At 41.7% G+C, this 17,120-nt stretch carries 17 protein-coding genes and 1 other annotated feature; of the genes, 13 read left to right on the plus strand and 4 right to left on the minus strand.

The window, feature by feature from the left end; all coding sequences use genetic code 11:
* Window positions 1–54 precede the first annotated feature (54 nt).
* Window positions 55–771, minus strand: coding sequence for a two-component system response regulator ArcA (gene arcA / locus L4C54_RS13875; RefSeq protein ID WP_428801090.1), 717 nt, complete (start codon window positions 769–771; stop codon window positions 55–57).
* Window positions 772–1,094: 323 nt separating this feature from the next.
* Between arcA and L4C54_RS13880 the strand changes: the two genes are divergently transcribed.
* Window positions 1,095–1,493 carry a DUF3293 domain-containing protein gene (locus L4C54_RS13880; RefSeq protein WP_428808657.1) on the plus strand — a complete coding sequence of 133 codons (399 nt, stop codon included), beginning with the start codon at window positions 1,095–1,097 and terminating at the stop codon, window positions 1,491–1,493.
* A gap of 14 nt (window positions 1,494–1,507) precedes the next feature.
* On the plus strand, window positions 1,508–1,987 hold the full coding sequence (locus tag L4C54_RS13885) for a putative 4-hydroxy-4-methyl-2-oxoglutarate aldolase (protein WP_428808658.1): 480 nt from the start codon (window positions 1,508–1,510) through the stop codon (window positions 1,985–1,987).
* Window positions 1,988–2,025: 38 nt separating this feature from the next.
* On the opposite strand, the gene L4C54_RS13890 is transcribed toward L4C54_RS13885, so the two are convergent.
* Window positions 2,026–2,490, minus strand: a complete 465-nt coding sequence (locus tag L4C54_RS13890; RefSeq protein ID WP_428801087.1) for a hypothetical protein — start codon at window positions 2,488–2,490, stop codon at window positions 2,026–2,028.
* A gap of 289 nt (window positions 2,491–2,779) precedes the next feature.
* Window positions 2,780–2,896: a sequence feature (Thr leader region), on the plus strand.
* A gap of 29 nt (window positions 2,897–2,925) precedes the next feature.
* On the opposite strand from L4C54_RS13890, the gene thrA reads away from it, so the two are divergent.
* The 3 genes from thrA to thrC are packed head-to-tail and all read left to right on the plus strand — an operon-like array spanning window position 2,926 to window position 7,639.
* Window positions 2,926–5,385 (plus strand): bifunctional aspartate kinase/homoserine dehydrogenase I, encoded by a 2,460-nt coding sequence (thrA, locus tag L4C54_RS13895; protein ID WP_428808659.1) that lies wholly within the window; start codon window positions 2,926–2,928, stop codon window positions 5,383–5,385.
* A gap of 17 nt (window positions 5,386–5,402) precedes the next feature.
* The gene (gene thrB, locus L4C54_RS13900; RefSeq protein ID WP_428808809.1) at window positions 5,403–6,359 is read left to right on the plus strand and encodes a homoserine kinase; all 957 of its coding nucleotides are present in this window, start codon (window positions 5,403–5,405) and stop codon (window positions 6,357–6,359) included.
* On the plus strand, window positions 6,356–7,639 hold the full coding sequence (thrC, locus tag L4C54_RS13905; RefSeq protein WP_428808660.1) for a threonine synthase: 1,284 nt from the start codon (window positions 6,356–6,358) through the stop codon (window positions 7,637–7,639). Before thrB ends, thrC begins: the two co-directional genes overlap by 4 nt.
* Window positions 7,640–7,774: 135 nt before the next feature.
* Here thrC and grcA read toward each other — a convergent pair whose 3' ends face one another.
* Complete coding sequence (gene grcA, locus L4C54_RS13910; RefSeq protein WP_428801084.1) at window positions 7,775–8,152, minus strand: autonomous glycyl radical cofactor GrcA; 378 nt, start codon at window positions 8,150–8,152, stop codon at window positions 7,775–7,777.
* 341 nt (window positions 8,153–8,493) lie between these two features.
* Here grcA and nfo point away from each other — a divergent pair, with 341 nt between their 5' ends.
* From nfo to L4C54_RS13925, 3 genes are all read left to right on the plus strand, one after another.
* On the plus strand, window positions 8,494–9,369 hold the full coding sequence (gene nfo / locus L4C54_RS13915; RefSeq protein WP_428808810.1) for a deoxyribonuclease IV: 876 nt from the start codon (window positions 8,494–8,496) through the stop codon (window positions 9,367–9,369).
* Window positions 9,370–9,709: 340 nt separating this feature from the next.
* Window positions 9,710–10,396 (plus strand): uracil-DNA glycosylase, encoded by a 687-nt coding sequence (gene ung, locus L4C54_RS13920; RefSeq protein WP_428808661.1) that lies wholly within the window; start codon window positions 9,710–9,712, stop codon window positions 10,394–10,396.
* A gap of 190 nt (window positions 10,397–10,586) precedes the next feature.
* On the plus strand, window positions 10,587–11,138 hold the full coding sequence (locus L4C54_RS13925; protein WP_428801080.1) for a hemerythrin domain-containing protein: 552 nt from the start codon (window positions 10,587–10,589) through the stop codon (window positions 11,136–11,138).
* Between the two features lie 96 nt (window positions 11,139–11,234).
* Here the strand turns inward: L4C54_RS13925 and L4C54_RS13930 are convergent, their stop codons facing one another.
* Window positions 11,235–11,414, minus strand: coding sequence for a DUF3545 family protein (locus tag L4C54_RS13930; RefSeq protein WP_428801079.1), 180 nt, complete (start codon window positions 11,412–11,414; stop codon window positions 11,235–11,237).
* Window positions 11,415–12,124: 710 nt separating this feature from the next.
* Here L4C54_RS13930 and L4C54_RS13935 point away from each other — a divergent pair.
* From L4C54_RS13935 to L4C54_RS13955, 5 genes are all read left to right on the plus strand, one after another.
* Window positions 12,125–13,558: an alanine/glycine:cation symporter family protein gene (locus L4C54_RS13935; protein ID WP_428801078.1), complete on the plus strand. Its 1,434-nt coding sequence runs from the start codon at window positions 12,125–12,127 to the stop codon at window positions 13,556–13,558.
* 91 nt (window positions 13,559–13,649) lie between these two features.
* Window positions 13,650–14,423 carry a peroxide stress protein YaaA gene (gene yaaA / locus L4C54_RS13940; protein ID WP_428808662.1) on the plus strand — a complete coding sequence of 258 codons (774 nt, stop codon included), beginning with the start codon at window positions 13,650–13,652 and terminating at the stop codon, window positions 14,421–14,423.
* A 51-nt stretch (window positions 14,424–14,474) separates the two neighbouring features.
* Window positions 14,475–14,633 (plus strand): DUF5363 family protein, encoded by a 159-nt coding sequence (locus tag L4C54_RS13945; RefSeq protein ID WP_428808663.1) that lies wholly within the window; start codon window positions 14,475–14,477, stop codon window positions 14,631–14,633.
* 9 nt (window positions 14,634–14,642) lie between these two features.
* On the plus strand, window positions 14,643–15,416 hold the full coding sequence (locus tag L4C54_RS13950) for a TatD family hydrolase (protein WP_428808811.1): 774 nt from the start codon (window positions 14,643–14,645) through the stop codon (window positions 15,414–15,416).
* 205 nt (window positions 15,417–15,621) lie between these two features.
* The gene (locus L4C54_RS13955; RefSeq protein ID WP_428801075.1) at window positions 15,622–16,887 is read left to right on the plus strand and encodes a NupC/NupG family nucleoside CNT transporter; all 1,266 of its coding nucleotides are present in this window, start codon (window positions 15,622–15,624) and stop codon (window positions 16,885–16,887) included.
* Window positions 16,888–17,120 lie beyond the last annotated feature (233 nt).

Genomic DNA, 17,120 nt, shown 5'->3' on the forward strand with positions numbered 1-17,120 from the left:
CTTTCTTATAGAACAGAAAGTTATCTTATTTAAAAGAGTAACTCTCTAAGCTATTTACTCTTCTAAGTCACCGCAGAAACGGTAACCTTCACCATGAATCGTTGCAATGATCTCTGGCGTACCAGAAACAGATTCAAAGTGCTTACGAATACGACGAATCGTTACATCAACAGTACGATCGTGCGGCTTAAGTTCGCGGCCTGTCATCTTCTTCAGTAGGTCTGCACGTGTTTGAATCTTTCCTGGGTTTTCACAGAAATGAAGCAATGCACGGAATTCTGAGCGAGGCAGCTTGTAGCCTTCTCCGCTTGGGCTAACTAAAGAGCGACTGTTAATATCTAGAACCCAACCATTAAACTCGTACTTTTCTACGCTGCGCTTCTCTTCTTGAGCAGCACTTGCATTCATAGAACGACTTAGTAGGTTACGAGCACGGATAGTCAGCTCTCTAGGGTTAAATGGTTTAGTGATGTAATCATCTGCACCGATTTCTAAGCCTAGAATTTTATCAACTTCATTGTCACGACCGGTTAGGAACATAAGAGCGACATTCGCTTGCTCACGTAATTCTCTAGCTAGTAGTAAACCATTTTTACCTGGAAGGTTGATGTCCATGATAACCAAGTTAACTTGATTGTCAGTTAGAACTTGGTGCATCTCTTCACCGTCACTGGCTTCAAAAACAGCGTATCCCTCTGCTTCAAAAATGCTTTTTAGAGTGTTACGAGTTACTTGCTCATCTTCAACGATAAGAATCTGCGGGGTTTGCATTGGCGGTACCTAAACTTGTGATAAAATTGTGCTAATAGATTAAATACTAGGCAAAAATCATAACATAATGTTAATTATTTTTAATAATAAACCAAACTTATTAGAAATAATACTACAGTTGCCTACTATCCTTAGTACCACAGTTTGTGGGGGGAATTTCCTTTTCCTTATCAGATACTCTACTAGTCTATGACGCGGATTTTATATTCTTAACAGCTTGCTAACAATGCAAGAATGTTAATTCCTTTCATTTTGTTGATTTATATCAATAGTTCAAATGTAACAAATATTAATAGTATGGTGTTGTTGTAATAAAGGTGTATATGATGATTGATGCCTATTTATGGGGAGTTTACGGAGATCCGTACTTTGATTTTTCTAGTACACCCCACAGTAATAACTACGCAATCATTACAGGATGGAACCGTTTCGGTAAAAAGCAGTCCCATCAAGATAACCTATTGCAAAATGAGCAATTATTAGCAGCAGCGCCAACTGTAGAAGTCGTTAATGTCCTAGTCGGGAATCGAGATTTTACTTGGTATGAAGAGAGTTATGCAGTTGCTATTGACAGAATAGCAGCATTGGAACTGGCCAGTAAATGCGCACAAAATGCCATTTATTACGTTGAAGATGGCGAGTTAATACTACTGTCATGCATTGATCATGCAGAGACAAGTATTGGGCGGCTAAACGCCAGATGCAGGAAAGGATTTATATAAATCATGGAGGAAGTATGAACGATATTACACCTGATATCTGTGACCAGTTTGAAGATAAGGTCACCCTTATAGAGCAACCGTTACAAAACTTCGGTTTAAAGGATGCTTTTTATGGACAGATTGAGACAGTTCGCTGTTATCACGATAACTCAAAAGTTCGAGATGTTTTGAGTACCAATGGTAAAGGTAAGGTATTGGTCGTAGATGGCAGTCATTCTTGTAAACGAGCATTAATGGGTGACCAAGTTGCGATTATGGCTATCGAAAATGATTGGGAAGGCGTCATCATTTTTGGTGCAGTTCGAGACGTGGCTGTATTGTCTCAAATGGAATTAGGAATCAAAGCGATAGGTACCTGTCCATTGAAAACAGAAAAACGAGGGGCTGGGCAGGTTAGTGTTCCACTTTCTATTCAAGGCCAAATGATTCTACCTGGTGACTATATATACGCTGATTGGAATGGTGTGCTGACATCGAAAGAAAAACTTCTTTAGCTCTTTCTTTTAATGGGATCTCAAGCCGTTTAGGTTAACTAAAAACGAAATCCTAGCCCAAGTTCAATACCTTGCTGCCACTCTTGATAATCTAGGGTGGCATGCAAATCAAGGTTATCGGTGATTTTCATTCGACTTGATACTTCAGCAGACACAGAATCCGATTTCGTGTCATCGATTACTTCAGAATATGAATGAAGGGTACTTTTTACTGAGACTCGATTGGTGAGTTGATAACTAACTCCACTTAAAAAACCATTTTCATTACTGTCTGAGTTGTTAACCCGAGTACCTACATATAGGTCAATCTTGTCAAAGAGGCTATATGAATAGCCACTGTCAATTTTCCAAGAATCAAATTGAGTAGGGCCTTGTTCACTGGTGACAAAAAGCCTATGTGGCGAAGTCGTTGCTGAATTGGCAAGAGATGGTAGCGAAGGCAATGGCGTAGCACTTACGTATGAGCACATCATCAGCATGATAAAACTGAATAGTATCTTCATAGGCCACTCCTTGGTTTATATTTTATTATTTTTTAAAGCAACTATTTTGTTGCAACGATAAGTAAAGCACAAAAACTAACCGTGTGTCTTGTCTTCTATATAGCAATTGGTTATTAGGATATTCAAATAAGCTTTGTATCACTAAAAGTGGTTGAATATAGGCGTTTTGTTGCTTGATTAGTGAACGAACGTTAAAAAAAATAAGTTTTCATTGACTCGTTAGCTAAAAGTAAGGTAAACGTATAGGTAATGACAGAGAAGGTTAGAGAATATTCTATGCTACACAGCCGCACACTAATAATGACCACCATTATTATTACCGACATTACATTTGTTGGGGCAGGCTGCTAACCGAAAAGAAATTCAAAAAAAGGCCTGTATCCCACGAGATACAGGCCTTTTTTTATATCAGTTTAAAAACTTTGGAGAGAAAGGATGCGAGTATTAAAGTTTGGAGGTTCATCATTAGCTGATGCTGACCGCTTTTTAAGAGCGGCGGATATCATTGCTAATAATGCACAGCAAGAAGAGGTGGCAGTTGTACTGTCAGCACCAGGAAAAACAACCAATAAGCTAGTAGCAGTCATTGAAGCCGCTCTTAGAAATGGTGAAGCGGATTTACAAATTTCTGAGCTAGAAACGTCTTTTCAAGATCTATTTGAGCGTATTAAGGCAGAGTTACCAAGCATTTGTGGTAAAGGCTTCACCAATCAATTGAAAACGTCTTTATCGCAACTACGCCAATTTGTTCATGGCATCAATTTATTGGGTATGTGCCCTAACCATGTCAATGCTCGTATCATCAGTAAAGGCGAACGAATCTCTATTCAATTAATGAAAGCAGTGCTTGAAGCGAAAGATCAGCCTGCAAGTTTAATTGACCCTATTCAATACCTATTTGCTCAAGGTGACCACCTAGAAGCAATGGTTGATGTCGAAGTATCAACTCAGAATTTTAAGCAAAACCCACTACCTGCTGGCCACGTGAATATTATGCCGGGTTTTACTGCGGGTAATGAAAAAGGTGAGCTTGTTACGCTTGGTCGTAATGGCTCAGATTATTCAGCGGCGGTACTCGCTGCTTGCCTACGAGCTGATTGCTGTGAAATCTGGACTGATGTCGATGGCGTATATAACTGTGACCCTCGCCTTGTTGATGATGCACGCCTGTTAAAATCGCTAAGCTATCAAGAAGCTATGGAGCTCTCTTATTTTGGTGCGTCGGTACTACATCCAAAAACAATCGCTCCTATTGCCCAGTTCCATATCCCTTGCTTGATTAAAAACAGCTTTAACCCTCAAGGTGCAGGTACGTTAATTGGTCAAGATACCGGTGAAGACAACCTAGCGATAAAGGGTATTACAACGCTTAATGACTTAACCATGGTTAACGTTTCTGGCCCTGGCATGAAAGGCATGGTTGGTATGGCAAGTCGCGTATTTGGCGCAATGTCATCCGCGGGTGTTTCTATTGTCCTGATCACTCAATCTTCGTCTGAATACAGCATTAGTTTTTGTATTGAATCCGCTGATAAATTAAAAGCCAAACAAGTATTAAGTGATGCGTTTGAACTAGAACTCAAAGACGGTCTTCTAGAACCTGTTGAGTTTATGGACAACGTATCAATTGTGACGCTCGTTGGTGACGGCATGCGTACATCACGTGGTGTTGCATCTCAATTCTTTGCGTCACTGGCTGAAGTGAACGTTAACATCGTGGCTATCGCACAAGGCTCTTCTGAGCGTGCTATCTCTGCTGTTATCCCTGAAGACAAGATTGCTGAAGCGATTAAAGCGTGTCATGAGAATCTGTTTAACTCTAAACACTTCTTAGATGTTTTTGTTGTTGGTATTGGTGGTGTTGGTGGTGAACTTGTTGACCAAATTCAACGTCAACAAGCGAAGCTAGCGGATAAAGGCATTGTGATTCGAGTTTGTGGTTTAGCAAACAGCAAAGGCCTATTGCTTGATAGCGCTGGTCTTCCACTGGATCACTGGCGTGACCGTATGAAGGATGCCTCTGAAGAGTTCAGCTTAGCGCGTCTTATTTCATTGGTTCAGCGTAACCACATCATTAACCCTGTGTTGGTTGATTGTACGTCAAGTGAGTCAATCGCGAATCAGTATGCCGACTTCCTTGGTGCGGGTTTCCACGTAGTTACACCAAATAAGAAAGCTAATACGTCGAGCATGGCTTACTACCATCAATTACGCGAAGTCGCACGTAGCTCTCGTCGTAAGTTGATGTATGAAACAACAGTAGGTGCGGGTCTTCCCGTTATTGAAAACCTGCAAAACCTAATCTCTGCGGGTGATGAACTAGAAAAATTCAATGGCATCTTGTCTGGTTCTCTTTCTTACATTTTCGGTAAGCTAGATGAAGGAATGACACTTAGCCAAGCAACTAACATTGCTAAAGACAATGGCTTTACAGAACCAGACCCTCGTGATGATCTTTCAGGCATGGATGTTGCGCGTAAGCTGCTTATTCTTGCTCGTGAAGCTGGCATGGCGTTAGAGCTTGAAGACGTTATTGTTGACCAAGCATTGCCACCTGGCTTTGATGATTCAGGCAGTGTTGAAGAGTTTATGGCTCGTCTACCTGAAGCGGATGCGTACTTTAAGCAGCAAGTAGAAGATGCTGCCCAAGAAGGCAAAGTATTGCGTTACGTTGGTGAAATTACCGATGGTAAATGTAAGGTTCGTATTGCTGCTGTTGATGGTGACGATCCTATGTACAAAATTAAAGATGGTGAGAATGCATTAGCATTTTACAGCCGCTACTACCAACCAATCCCACTTGTTCTACGTGGTTACGGTGCTGGTACTGAAGTAACTGCTGCAGGTGTTTTCTCGGATGTTATGCGTACTCTTGGTTGGAAGTTAGGGGTTTAATAATGAGTTCAAGTGATATGGATGTTGTTGTTTACGCTCCCGCTTCGATTGGTAACGTCAGTGTTGGTTTTGACGTATTAGGAGCCGCTGTCTCACCGATCGACGGTACGTTGCTAGGTGACCGAGTATTGGTAAAACCTGGCGAAGAGGCGTTTACATTAAAAACCTCAGGGAGCTTTGTTTCAAAGCTTCCTAAAGAAACAAAAGAAAATATCGTTTATGACTGTTGGGTTGTTTTCTCCAGAGAGTTAGCGAAAAAAAGTATTGAGCTAAAACCACTAGAGATGACGCTTGAGAAGAATATGCCGATTGGGTCTGGTCTAGGCTCAAGTGCATGTTCTATTGTTGCCGCACTTGATGCGCTGAATCGTTTTCACGGTCAACCATTAAATGAGACTGAGCTGCTGGCATTAATGGGTGAGATGGAAGGTAAGATATCGGGTGGCATTCACTACGATAACGTAGCTCCATGTTACCTTGGTGGCTTACAATTGATGCTTGAAGAGTTGGGAATCATCAGCCAAGAAGTCCCTTGTTTCGATGAGTGGTACTGGGTTATGGCTTACCCTGGCATTACCGTATCAACGGCGGAAGCACGTGAAATATTACCTTCTCAATACCGTCGACAAGATATCATTGCTCATGGTCGTCATCTCGCAGGATTTATTCACGGTTGTCACTCTGGTCAACCTGAATTAGCCGCGAAAATGATCAAAGACGTGATTGCAGAACCATATCGTGAGAAACTGCTACCGGGTTTTGCTGAAGCGCGTAAATACGCAACCTCAGCAGGGGCATTAGCGACTGGCATTTCAGGAAGCGGCCCAACTCTATTCAGTGTTTGCCAAGATAAAGATGTCGCCGAGCGAGTTGCACGCTGGCTCGAACAGAATTATGCACAAAATCAAGAAGGATTCGTCCATGTTTGTCGTTTGGATAAGCAAGGATCGACCGTTACAGGAAGTTCACTATGAAGCTCTACAACATCAAAGAAAATGATGAACAAGTCTCTTTTAGCCAAGCCGTACGCCAAGGGCTAGGTCGTAATCAAGGGCTATTCTTCCCATCTGAATTGCCAAAATTTGACGATATCGATGCTCTATTAGCAGAAGATTTCACGTCGCGCAGCGCAAAAATCTTATCGGCACTGATCGGTGACGAACTATCAAAAGAGGTTGTTACTGGTCTAGTTGCTGAAGCTTTTCAATTTCCAGCACCGATTAAACAAGTTAAAGATGGTGTTTACGCATTAGAGTTATTCCATGGCCCAACATTAGCGTTTAAAGACTTTGGTGGTCGTTTCATGGCTCAGTCTCTAGCGGCTGTGTCTAATGGTGGAAAAATCACCATCTTAACGGCTACCTCTGGTGATACTGGAGCAGCAGTAGCGCATGCCTTTTACGGTATGGAAGACATCAATGTTGTAATCCTATATCCGAAAGGAAAGATCAGTCCACTGCAAGAGAAGTTATTCTGCACATTGGGTGGAAATATCCATACCGTTGCTATTGATGGCGATTTTGATGCTTGTCAGGCTCTAGTTAAACAATCTTTTGACGATGCACAACTTCGCGAAGAGATTGGCCTTAACTCTGCGAATTCAATCAACATCAGCCGCCTGATGGCTCAAATTTGTTACTACTTTGAGGCCGCTTCTCAATTAACGAAAGCAGAGCGTGAGAACCTAGTGATCTCCGTACCGAGTGGTAATTTTGGTAACCTTACTGCTGGCTTGCTTGCTAAAGCGTTAGGTTTGCCAATCAAGCGCTTTATTGCTGCAACTAACGCAAATGATACCGTTCCACGTTACCTAGAAACAGGTAAATGGGATCCAAAACCAACTGTTGCTACAACATCAAATGCAATGGATGTTAGCCAACCAAACAACTGGCCACGTATTGAAGAGCTTTGTCAGTTGAAAGGTTGGGGCTTAGATACATTAGGTAAAGGTATGGTAACTGATGAGCAAAGTGCTGAGTCAGTACGTGAGTTGCATAACGAAGGTTACCTATGCGAACCACATGGTGCGATAGCATACCGTTTACTCGGTGATCAGCTACAAGCTGGTGAGACTGGTCTGTTCTTATGTACTGCGCATCCGGCTAAATTTAAAGAAGTGGTAGATGACATTTTATCTTCTGATATTGATGTGCCAGCGCCTTTAGCTAAGCATGCAGCAATGGAACTGTTGTCTGAAGATCTAGCGAATGATTTTGACGCGCTTAAAGTCGTTTTACGTCGAGTGCAAAAATAATCAACGATTAAAATCTTACCTACTTTGTATTTAGGAAGTAGGTGAGGCTCTTAAATACAAAAGCGGCGCTATCTAATAGCGCCGCTTTTTTTATTTGCTACTGGTTCACCCCTATCGGAATGACAAGCAATCTGATTATAGAGAATCAGTGAAAGTACGTGCGATTACGTCTTTCTGTTGCTCAGTTGTCAGTGAGTTAAAGCGTACAGCGTAACCCGATACACGGATAGTTAGCTGTGGGTAGTTTTCTGGGTGTGCAACTGCATCTTCCAGAGTTTCACGCTTAAGAACGTTAACGTTCAGGTGCTGACCACCTTCGATTTTTGGTGGAGTTTCGATTGCAACTTCACGGCTCTCAAATTGGCCAAGATCGTTGATTGCAACGATTTGGTCAGCTTCGTAGCCACTTGCTGCAGCAACACAACGTGCTTCGTTCTTCTCGCTATCTAGTAGCCAGATTGAGTTAAGTAGGTCGTCGTTTGCTGCTGTAGTAATTTGGATACCTTGAATCATAACTATCTCCTAGTCCACTCACGTGGAAATTGTTGTTAAATTTTAAGTTGAGCTAATAATAATTATCTTATGCGGTCTATTCTAATATTGATTTGAGTCAAAATACAACCAAAAACATTATTTAAATTATGGGTATTTCTTTGATTTAGATCAATAACTTGTTGTTAAATAAGTGATTCCAAAATAGTTTATAGATTAAAATATTTTTTAATCGGATTTTTTGTAGTAATTTTCCAACATTATGAAAAGGTGATTTTTAAGCCCAAACGCGCTATAAAGCGTCTGAAAAAATGAATCATATTGAGATTGTAAGAGATCCATTAGACAGCGAGTTTGTGACAATGAATGTGAAAAAATATGGCAATAAGTTGATCGGTGCTCACGTATCAGCTGCAGGTGGTGTCGATCTCGCTCCTATGAGGGCAAGAGAGATTGGTGCTAATGCATTTGCACTGTTTACGAAAAACCAGAGACAGTGGAAAGCGAAGCCTCTTGAGGCCAAAACCATTAGCGCGTTTAAAGCAAATTGCGAAATGCTCGGCTTTACAACCGATCATATTCTTCCCCATGACTCTTACCTAATTAATCTCGGAGCGCCGGAGGAAGAGAAGCTTCTCAAATCGAGAGCGGCGTTTATTGATGAGATGGAACGATGCCATCAATTGGGGCTGACATTATTGAATTTTCATCCTGGGAGTCATTTAAAGAAGATATCTGAGAATGAGTGTTTAGAATTAATTTCAGAATCAATCAACCTAGCCCACCAAGCGGTACCTGATGTGATAGCTGTTATTGAAAATACAGCGGGTCAGGGGACTAACCTGGGTTGGAAGTTTGAGCATTTGGCACAAATCATTGAAAAAGTAGAGGATAAGAGCAGAGTAGGCGTTTGCCTCGATACTTGCCACACCTTTACCGCTGGCTATGATTTACGCACCAAAGAAGCCTGTGATCATACTTTTGAAGAGTTCGATCGAATCGTTGGTATGCACTACCTTCGTGCAATGCACATCAATGATTCTAAAGTAGAATTAGCGAGTCGTGTCGATCGCCACCACTCCTTGGGCCAAGGTGAGATTGGTTGGGATTGTTTTGAATACATAGCAAAAGACCCTAGGTTTGACGGTATCCCTTTGATTTTAGAGACAATAGACTCTGATGTTTGGGCTGAGGAAATCAATGCATTAAGAAAGTTTCATTGGAACTCAATAAGTTAATTGTCATCATGAAAAAGTTGGCACTGATCTTTCATTACTACTAATGAGAATCAACATTGTAGTGGGAGACTATCTAATAGATAACTCCCCACGGAATAGAAATGTTGTTAGTTGTATCAAAGAGGAGTGCCACACTATGTCTATTATTACTCAGTCTACTATTCATTATACCCCTGTATCATATACTGCACGTGCTTCACGCATGCCAACTCCGAATCGCCATATTAGTGGCCAAGGCCGTTTTAGAACGCCACAGAAAAGCTCGTGAGGCCGATCGAATCTCTGTAAATTGCATGCGTTCTGATAAAATGAGCAAAACTGCAATTTATAGGGATGCGACATGGCAAACTCTGTGCAATGGTTCGATTTAATCGAAGCTGAAAAACAACAAGAGTATTTTACAAAAATGATGACGTTCATTGATGATGAACGCTCTGGTGGAAGCAGAATCTATCCTGCGCAAGAGGATGTGTTTCGTGCATTTGAAATGACGCCATTTGATCAAGTCAAAGTAGTTATCTTAGGACAAGATCCTTATCACGGGCCAAATCAAGCGCATGGCCTAAGCTTCTCGGTACTTCCTAACGTTAAGACCCCTCCATCACTGGTCAATATCTATAAAGAGCTTACTCAGGACATTGATGGTTTTAAGGCTCCCAATCATGGCTCGCTTGAGAGTTGGGCTAAACAGGGCGTTTTACTACTCAATACTGTACTGACTGTCGAGCAAGGTAAGGCTCATTCACATTCGAAGATTGGTTGGGAAACATTTACCGATCACATGATTGATCAGATTGTTCAACATAATGAAGGGGTTATTTTTATATTGTGGGGAGCGCATGCTCAAAAGAAAGGTCGCTTTATTGACCGCGATAAGCATCATGTTCTAACCTCTGTTCATCCTTCCCCTTTGTCTGCCTACCGTGGTTTCTTTGGTTGTCAGCACTTTTCACAAGTCAATCAGTTATTAGAGAAGCAAAACAGACAACCTATTGATTGGAAACTGAAAGATATTGAATTAGATTAATGTCGATTACTGGGTAACCGCGTCTTACTCGGTAGGTTGTACTAGTGACGACTCTATTACTAATAAATAGCCTCTATTTAGAGTTAGAATCCAGAATTGAAATTAGCTGAGTGTTTTTTGAACAAGCTCAATACACACTCAGTGACTCTCATATACACTTAAAAAAAGTAAGTGTTAAGGAGAGAAGGTTATGATGATAGAAAGGATTCGGCGCGAGCATGGCTATATGATTCGTTTGCTTGCTATATTGAGACAAAAACTATTAAGACTGAAGAATGAACAAACCGTCAATTATTCACTCATTCGAGATGTTGTGGATTATCTTGCGAATCATTCTGAAAAAGTACACCACCCAAAAGAAAATATCTTATACCACTACTTTCTTACTCAATATGGTCATCAATTTGAGATCAGTAATTTAGAGCTAGAACATCACCAACTATCAGAAAAGACCCATGAGTTTTTAAATGTCGTAGACATGATTCTTAAAGATGCGGTTATTCCTCAGGAAATGTTTGTCGGTCTGTTAGAAGAGTTTATGTTGGCACAAAAGCGTCACTTAGAAACTGAAGAGGAGTCGATACTCCCCCTTATAAGCCGCACATTTAATACCAGCGATTGGCAAGCGGTTGAGAAACTTTGGGATGTGAGTGAAGACGATCCTTTATTTGGTAGCACCATCGCGGATAAATATCAGCAGCTCTCCCGCAGAATCAGCCAATTAGATTCTGAATGTGTCTAAAGTAATCGCTGTCATTAATATCCAGATAGACAAAAGGCGCTTTAGGTAGCGCCTTTTATTTATATCTAATTCTTTAAGCCATGTAAGTGGTGAATTTTAAATATCTATGTCTTCGAGTTTAAGGTTCATGTCCATATCTAGTAGTTCTTTTCGTAGACGTTGTCGGTCTTTTATTGCTTCTATTTCTCGCCATTTACGTTTAACGGGTTTTGAACGAGCTGCTTTACCTCTAGGGAAAGATGTTTCCATAACTTCGTCGAACTGTATGCCTTCCATAAGCCACCTCTATTTATTCGAATATGCCTGAAACAGGATCTTTTTAATACCATGTTTTGCCTAAGACTATCCTTGATTTGTTTCTCATTTGTTTATTTTTTATGAATATTTTATGTGGTTTCTTTACTGAATATCACAAATATCAAAACTCAGTTGGTCAAACAGTAAGCAAACAGACGTTAGCAAACGATAAAGTTTACTGTTAATTGGCAAATGGGATTAAAAACGATGATTCGCTTCAATAGTTAACATTTGCCACTTTTTATTAGAAACCATACAAGCTGAACTTTATGATTTATCCAAATTGAACCAAAACCCTTTGCACCTTTATGCTATTAGCTTGAGGTGTGTTTTAGGCTTGAATTTGACCGCCCGAATGTAACGAGTTGTTAATGTTGCAAATGAAGTTTATCTATGTGTTGTAATTGTGATGAAATGTAAGTGTTTTATGTTAAAAATGGCGTAATTTACAGTGTGGAATACTATTTATGTGTGTTTTGTTGAGTATTGATTTTTGATGTGCCACACGGCATTATCCGGCGGTCAAAAATACACACTGCTTTGAAACCCTAGCTAGAATTAGGGTTCGACATAAAAAACATCATTATAAAATAACAGACACTTTTCGCCTTCTCTTTGAAGAGCGATGTGAGTTTTTTAGAGCTAAGCTTTCGTAGCTAAGAGTAGTGCAAACACCGAGAGAGGTTCTTGTGACAGACTTAATTAATTTGATGAACGATCTTCTATGGGGATCGATCCTTGTTTATCTACTTGTTGGCGTTGGTATCTACTTTACTGTACGTCTTGGTTTTATTCAGTTTCGCCACTTCGGCCACATGTTTAGCGTTCTTAAACACAGCCGTAAAGCAGATAAAGCGGGTATCTCATCTTTTCAGGCCCTTTGTACTAGCTTAGCTGCTCGTGTCGGTACTGGTAACATGGCAGGTGTAGCCGTTGCACTGACTGCTGGTGGTCCCGGTGCGATTTTCTGGATGTGGTTGATTGCTATGCTTGGTATGGCGACATCATTTGCCGAAAGTACCCTTGCACAGCTCTATAAGACACGTGACAGCGACGGTAACTACCGCGGCGGTCCAGCGTACTATATGGAAAAAGGGCTAGGCATGCGCTGGATGGGCGTGTTGTTCTCTATCTTCCTAATTATTGCATTTGGTCTGGTCTTTAATGCAGTTCAAGCAAATGCTATCGCTGGTGCGATGAACAACGCATTTGGTTTTGAAGAGATGTATGTTGGTATTGCTATCGTTGTTATTTCAGCATTCGTTATCTTCGGCGGCATTCGTAAGATTGCTCGCACAGCTGAACTGATTGTTCCTGTGATGGCACTGGCTTACCTATTGATCGCTATCTACGTTATGTTGATGAACATCGAGAAAGTGCCAGACGTTCTTAGCTTGATCTTCAAGAGTGCATTTGGTCTTCAAGAAGCAGCTGCTGGTGGCCTAGGCTACGCGATTGCTCAAGCAATGATTCAAGGCATCAAGCGTGGTTTGTTCTCAAACGAAGCGGGTATGGGTTCTGCGCCTAACGCAGCAGCCTCTGCAACGCCTTATCCTCCACACCCTGCGTCACAAGGTTATGTGCAGATGCTTGGCGTGTTCACGGATACTATTGTGATCTGTTCATGTACTGTTGCCATCATCTTGATGTCTGGCGAGTATGTGCCTCACGGTGAAATTACGGGTATCGAACTAACGCAACGTGCATTGACGGCGCAAGTGGGCGACTGGGGTGGCATCTTTATAGCAGTAGCGATTTTCTTCTTCGCATTTACTTCTATCATTGCAAACTATTCATACGCTGAAACAAACCTAATCTTCCTAGAGCACAACAATAAGAAAGGTCTTATCTTCTTTAGACTGATTGTTCTTGGCATGGTGATGTTTGGTTCATTAGCGTCATTACCAACGGTATGGGCTCTGGCTGACGTATCAATGGGCTTAATGGCAATTGTTAACTTAGTCGCGATCATCTTGCTTTCAGGCATCGTGATTAAGCTGGCTAAAGATTACAACCGCCAACTGGACGCTGGTAAAGTGCCGACATTTGACGCAAATGACTTCCCTGAGCTTCAGTCTCAACTTGAGAAAGGCATTTGGGACAATAGTAAGAAATCTAATTAGTTCTTCCTATTAGAGTAATTGAAAAGCCATGCAGACAATGCATGGCTTTTTTTGTAATCTATAAAAGATAAACCTACATGGAAAACTAAATATGCTGATCGTTATCTCACCGGCTAAAACACTGGACTACGAGTCTCCACTTCCTACTGAGCAGTGTACTCAGCCTGACTTTATTGAGCATTCTAAAGAGCTGATTCATGAGTGCCGAAAACTAACGCCTCTCGATATTGCTGCTTTAATGAAGGTGAGCGATAAAATTTCGGGGCTGAACGTGGCTAGATTTGAGCAGTGGAGTGAGACGTTTTCATTTGATAACGCACGTCAGGCTATTTTTGCTTTTAAAGGTGACGTCTACACAGGGTTAGATGCAGGCTCTCTTTCACAAGCGGATTTAGATTATGCTCAGCAACACCTAAGAATGCTTTCTGGGCTGTATGGGTTGCTTAAACCAATGGATTTGATGCAGCCGTACCGTCTAGAGATGGGGACCAAGCTGGCGAACCCTCGTGGTACTAACCTTTATCAGTTCTGGGGCAAGCTAATTACAGATAAGCTGAATCAAGTTTTCGAGGCTCAAGAGAATAAGGTATTGGTTAACTTAGCCTCGAATGAGTACTTCAAGGCGGTCAAGCCTAAGTCTTTAGAAGCTCAGGTGATTACGCCTGTATTTAAAGATTGTAAAAATGGCGTATACAAAGTGATCAGTTTCCACGCTAAAAAAGCACGTGGCATGATGGCTCGTTATATGATTGAAAACCGAGTCGATTCGGTAGAGGCATTACAAAGCTTTGATACAGCAGGCTATTACTTTGTTGAAGCGGAATCGTCAGACAAAGAGCTTGTCTTCAAACGTGATGAGCAATAAAGCTCTTTGGTTTATTAAACAGCTAATAGGTGAATTAAAAGGAGAGCAGCAGTGCTGAAATGGTTGAAGTCTTGTTTGCGCAAGTATGATGCTTGGTGTCTCTCTATGGGGCTGACTCCTGAGAACAAGCGAAGTTGCGTCCCTTACCGGAAAGCCCCTGCCAATAGCTGCTCTTCGATTAACAAACCAAATGAAGAAAAAGACAAGTAGGTATCGATGATTGGTTTATTCGATACCCATTGCCACTTTGATTTTGATAGTTTTAGTGGCAATTTTGAAGCAGAACTTAGATTAGCTGAAAGGCAGGGCGTTGAGCGATTTTTAGTTCCCGCGATCAATGAAAGCAATTGGTCATCGATTCAATCCCTTTCAAAACGCTACCCACAGATTTATCACGCTCTAGGTTTCCACCCTTGGTTTCTTCCGCCTACCTCAAAAGATATACAGCCTGCACTCTCACAAGCGCTAGAGCAGCGCTCTACACATTGTGTTGCTATCGGTGAATGTGGGCTTGACTTCGCCATTGAGAGCGAGCATGGCCTGCAAGAGCGTTGTCTCTCAGTGCAATTGGAACTCGCACAACAGTATCAGCTTCCCGTCATTCTGCACTGTCGCAAAGCGCACCATCGTCTTATTCCTTTATTAAAACGTTACCCGTTATCGAAAGGAGGGGTGCTGCATGGATTCTCGGGTAGCTATCAGCAGGCAATGGCTTACATTGAGTTAGGCTTCTATATTGGCGTCGGTGGCACCATTACCTATCCACGAGCGAACAAGACAAGGCAGGCGATTACAGATTTACCATTAGACTATTTGGTCATTGAAACGGACGCACCAGATATGCCACTGCATGGTTTTCAGGGGCAAAATAATCACCCACTAATGCTACCTAAAGTGTTATCAGAACTGGCTTTGATGAAAAAACAGACAGAGCAAACGATTGCGCAATCGTTGTGGCAAAACAGCCATTTACTCTTCTCTATTTGTGAATGATTTCTAAAGAAAATGTACGATAGATGAATGTAGTTATTGAAAATAGTGATCATGATCACACTTATGCATGAATGAACTGTGTGTCTTAACAGAAAGTGTGAACGTGGCATTACTTTATCTTATTTGTGGTGCGTATAATTAACTAGCTTTTTTAGCTTCCACTTTGTAACACGCCAATAAATAACTAATAAGGAAATCATAAACTATGAGCCTGTTTATGAGTATCGTCGGGATGTTCGTTCTGCTTGGACTAGCAGTACTTTTATCTGACAACCGCAAAGCGATCAACTTAAGAACTGTAGGTGGCGCTTTCGCTATTCAATTTGTGTTGGGTGCATTTATTCTTTACGTTCCTTGGGGACAAGAGCTGCTGAAAAGCTTCTCTGATGGAGTATCAAATGTAATCGCATACGGTAACAAAGGTACTGAATTTATCTTCGGTGGCCTAGTATCGGGTAAAATGTTCGAACTATTCGGTGGCGGCGGTTTCGTCTTCGCATTCCGCGTTCTTCCTACATTAATCTTCTTCTCTGCTTTCATCTCTGTACTTTACTACATTGGCGTTATGCAGTGGGTCATCAAGATTCTTGGTGGTGCACTACAAAAAGCGCTAGGTACTTCACGTGCGGAATCAATGTCAGCGGCAGCGAACATCTTCGTTGGCCAAACAGAGGCACCTCTAGTAGTCCGTCCGTTTGTTCCTAAGATGACTAAGTCAGAACTATTCGCAGTAATGTGTGGTGGTCTAGCTTCTATCGCTGGTGGTGTACTTGCAGCATTTGCTGGCATGGGTGTTCCAATTGAGTACCTTGTAGCTGCATCATTCATGGCTGCACCTGGTGGTCTACTGTTTGCTAAAATCATCATGCCTGAAACAGACACGCCTGATGATAACATTGCAGATAGTTTAGATGGTGGCGATGACAAACCTGCTAACGTAATTGATGCAGCCGCTGGCGGCGCAGCAATGGGCCTACAACTGGCTCTAAACGTTGGTGCAATGCTACTAGCATTCATCGGTTTGATTGCTCTAGTAAACGGCATGCTTGGTGGTGTTGGCGGCTGGATTGGTATGCCAGAACTAACGCTAGAAATGATTCTAGGTTGGGTATTCTCTCCACTAGCATTCGTAATCGGTGTTCCATGGTCTGAAGCGACACTTGCAGGTTCATTCATCGGTCAGAAGATCGTAGCGAACGAATTCGTAGCGTACGTTGCATTCTCTCCATACCTTGCTGAAGGTGCTGAAGTTATTCTTTCTGAGAAAACGAAAGCAATCATCTCATTCGCACTATGTGGTTTCGCAAACCTTTCTTCAATCGCGATTCTACTAGGTGGTTTAGGTAGCCTTGCTCCTGAACGCCGTCATGAGATTGCTCGCATGGGTATGAAAGCTGTTGCCGCTGGTACGCTTTCGAACCTAATGGCAGCAACAATTGCTGGTTTCTGTTTAAGCCTTGCGGCTCTTTAATAGAACTCGGTAATTAATATATAGACGCCTTAATAAATCGCCCCGTAGCAAGAAATTGCTGCGGGGCTTTTTTCGTTTTGGGCGATAAGGTTTTATTGTTTCACTTGATTACGGCTTAAAGTCGTAGAGATGGGAGTCAATAAACCTGAATTTAGGAAAGAGCGTAAGATTTTTGAGATACAAACCGTTTGCGTTTTATATGGCACTACAGTTTTGCGATGAATATCTATACT

This window comes from Vibrio lamellibrachiae (genome assembly GCF_050337265.1).
Taxonomy (GTDB): domain Bacteria; phylum Pseudomonadota; class Gammaproteobacteria; order Enterobacterales; family Vibrionaceae; genus Vibrio; species Vibrio kyushuensis.

Excerpts from the sequence above, each read along its gene's own strand:
- L4C54_RS13885 (WP_428808658.1), top strand. The coding sequence starts at position 1,508 with ATGAACGATATTACACCTGATATCTGTGACCAGTTTGAAGATAAGGTC.
- L4C54_RS13930 (WP_428801079.1), bottom strand. The coding sequence starts at position 11,414 with ATGGAAGGCATACAGTTCGACGAAGTTATGGAAACATCTTTCCCTAGA.
- ung (WP_428808661.1), top strand. The coding sequence starts at position 9,710 with ATGGCAAACTCTGTGCAATGGTTCGATTTAATCGAAGCTGAAAAACAA.
- arcA (WP_428801090.1), bottom strand. The coding sequence starts at position 771 with ATGCAAACCCCGCAGATTCTTATCGTTGAAGATGAGCAAGTAACTCGT.
- thrC (WP_428808660.1), top strand. The coding sequence starts at position 6,356 with ATGAAGCTCTACAACATCAAAGAAAATGATGAACAAGTCTCTTTTAGC.
- thrA (WP_428808659.1), top strand. The coding sequence starts at position 2,926 with ATGCGAGTATTAAAGTTTGGAGGTTCATCATTAGCTGATGCTGACCGC.
- L4C54_RS13880 (WP_428808657.1), top strand. The coding sequence starts at position 1,095 with ATGATGATTGATGCCTATTTATGGGGAGTTTACGGAGATCCGTACTTT.
- L4C54_RS13890 (WP_428801087.1), bottom strand. The coding sequence starts at position 2,490 with ATGAAGATACTATTCAGTTTTATCATGCTGATGATGTGCTCATACGTA.
- yaaA (WP_428808662.1), top strand. The coding sequence starts at position 13,650 with ATGCTGATCGTTATCTCACCGGCTAAAACACTGGACTACGAGTCTCCA.
- L4C54_RS13955 (WP_428801075.1), top strand. The coding sequence starts at position 15,622 with ATGAGCCTGTTTATGAGTATCGTCGGGATGTTCGTTCTGCTTGGACTA.
- nfo (WP_428808810.1), top strand. The coding sequence starts at position 8,494 with ATGAATGTGAAAAAATATGGCAATAAGTTGATCGGTGCTCACGTATCA.
- grcA (WP_428801084.1), bottom strand. The coding sequence starts at position 8,152 with ATGATTCAAGGTATCCAAATTACTACAGCAGCAAACGACGACCTACTT.
- L4C54_RS13925 (WP_428801080.1), top strand. The coding sequence starts at position 10,587 with ATGATGATAGAAAGGATTCGGCGCGAGCATGGCTATATGATTCGTTTG.
- thrB (WP_428808809.1), top strand. The coding sequence starts at position 5,403 with ATGGATGTTGTTGTTTACGCTCCCGCTTCGATTGGTAACGTCAGTGTT.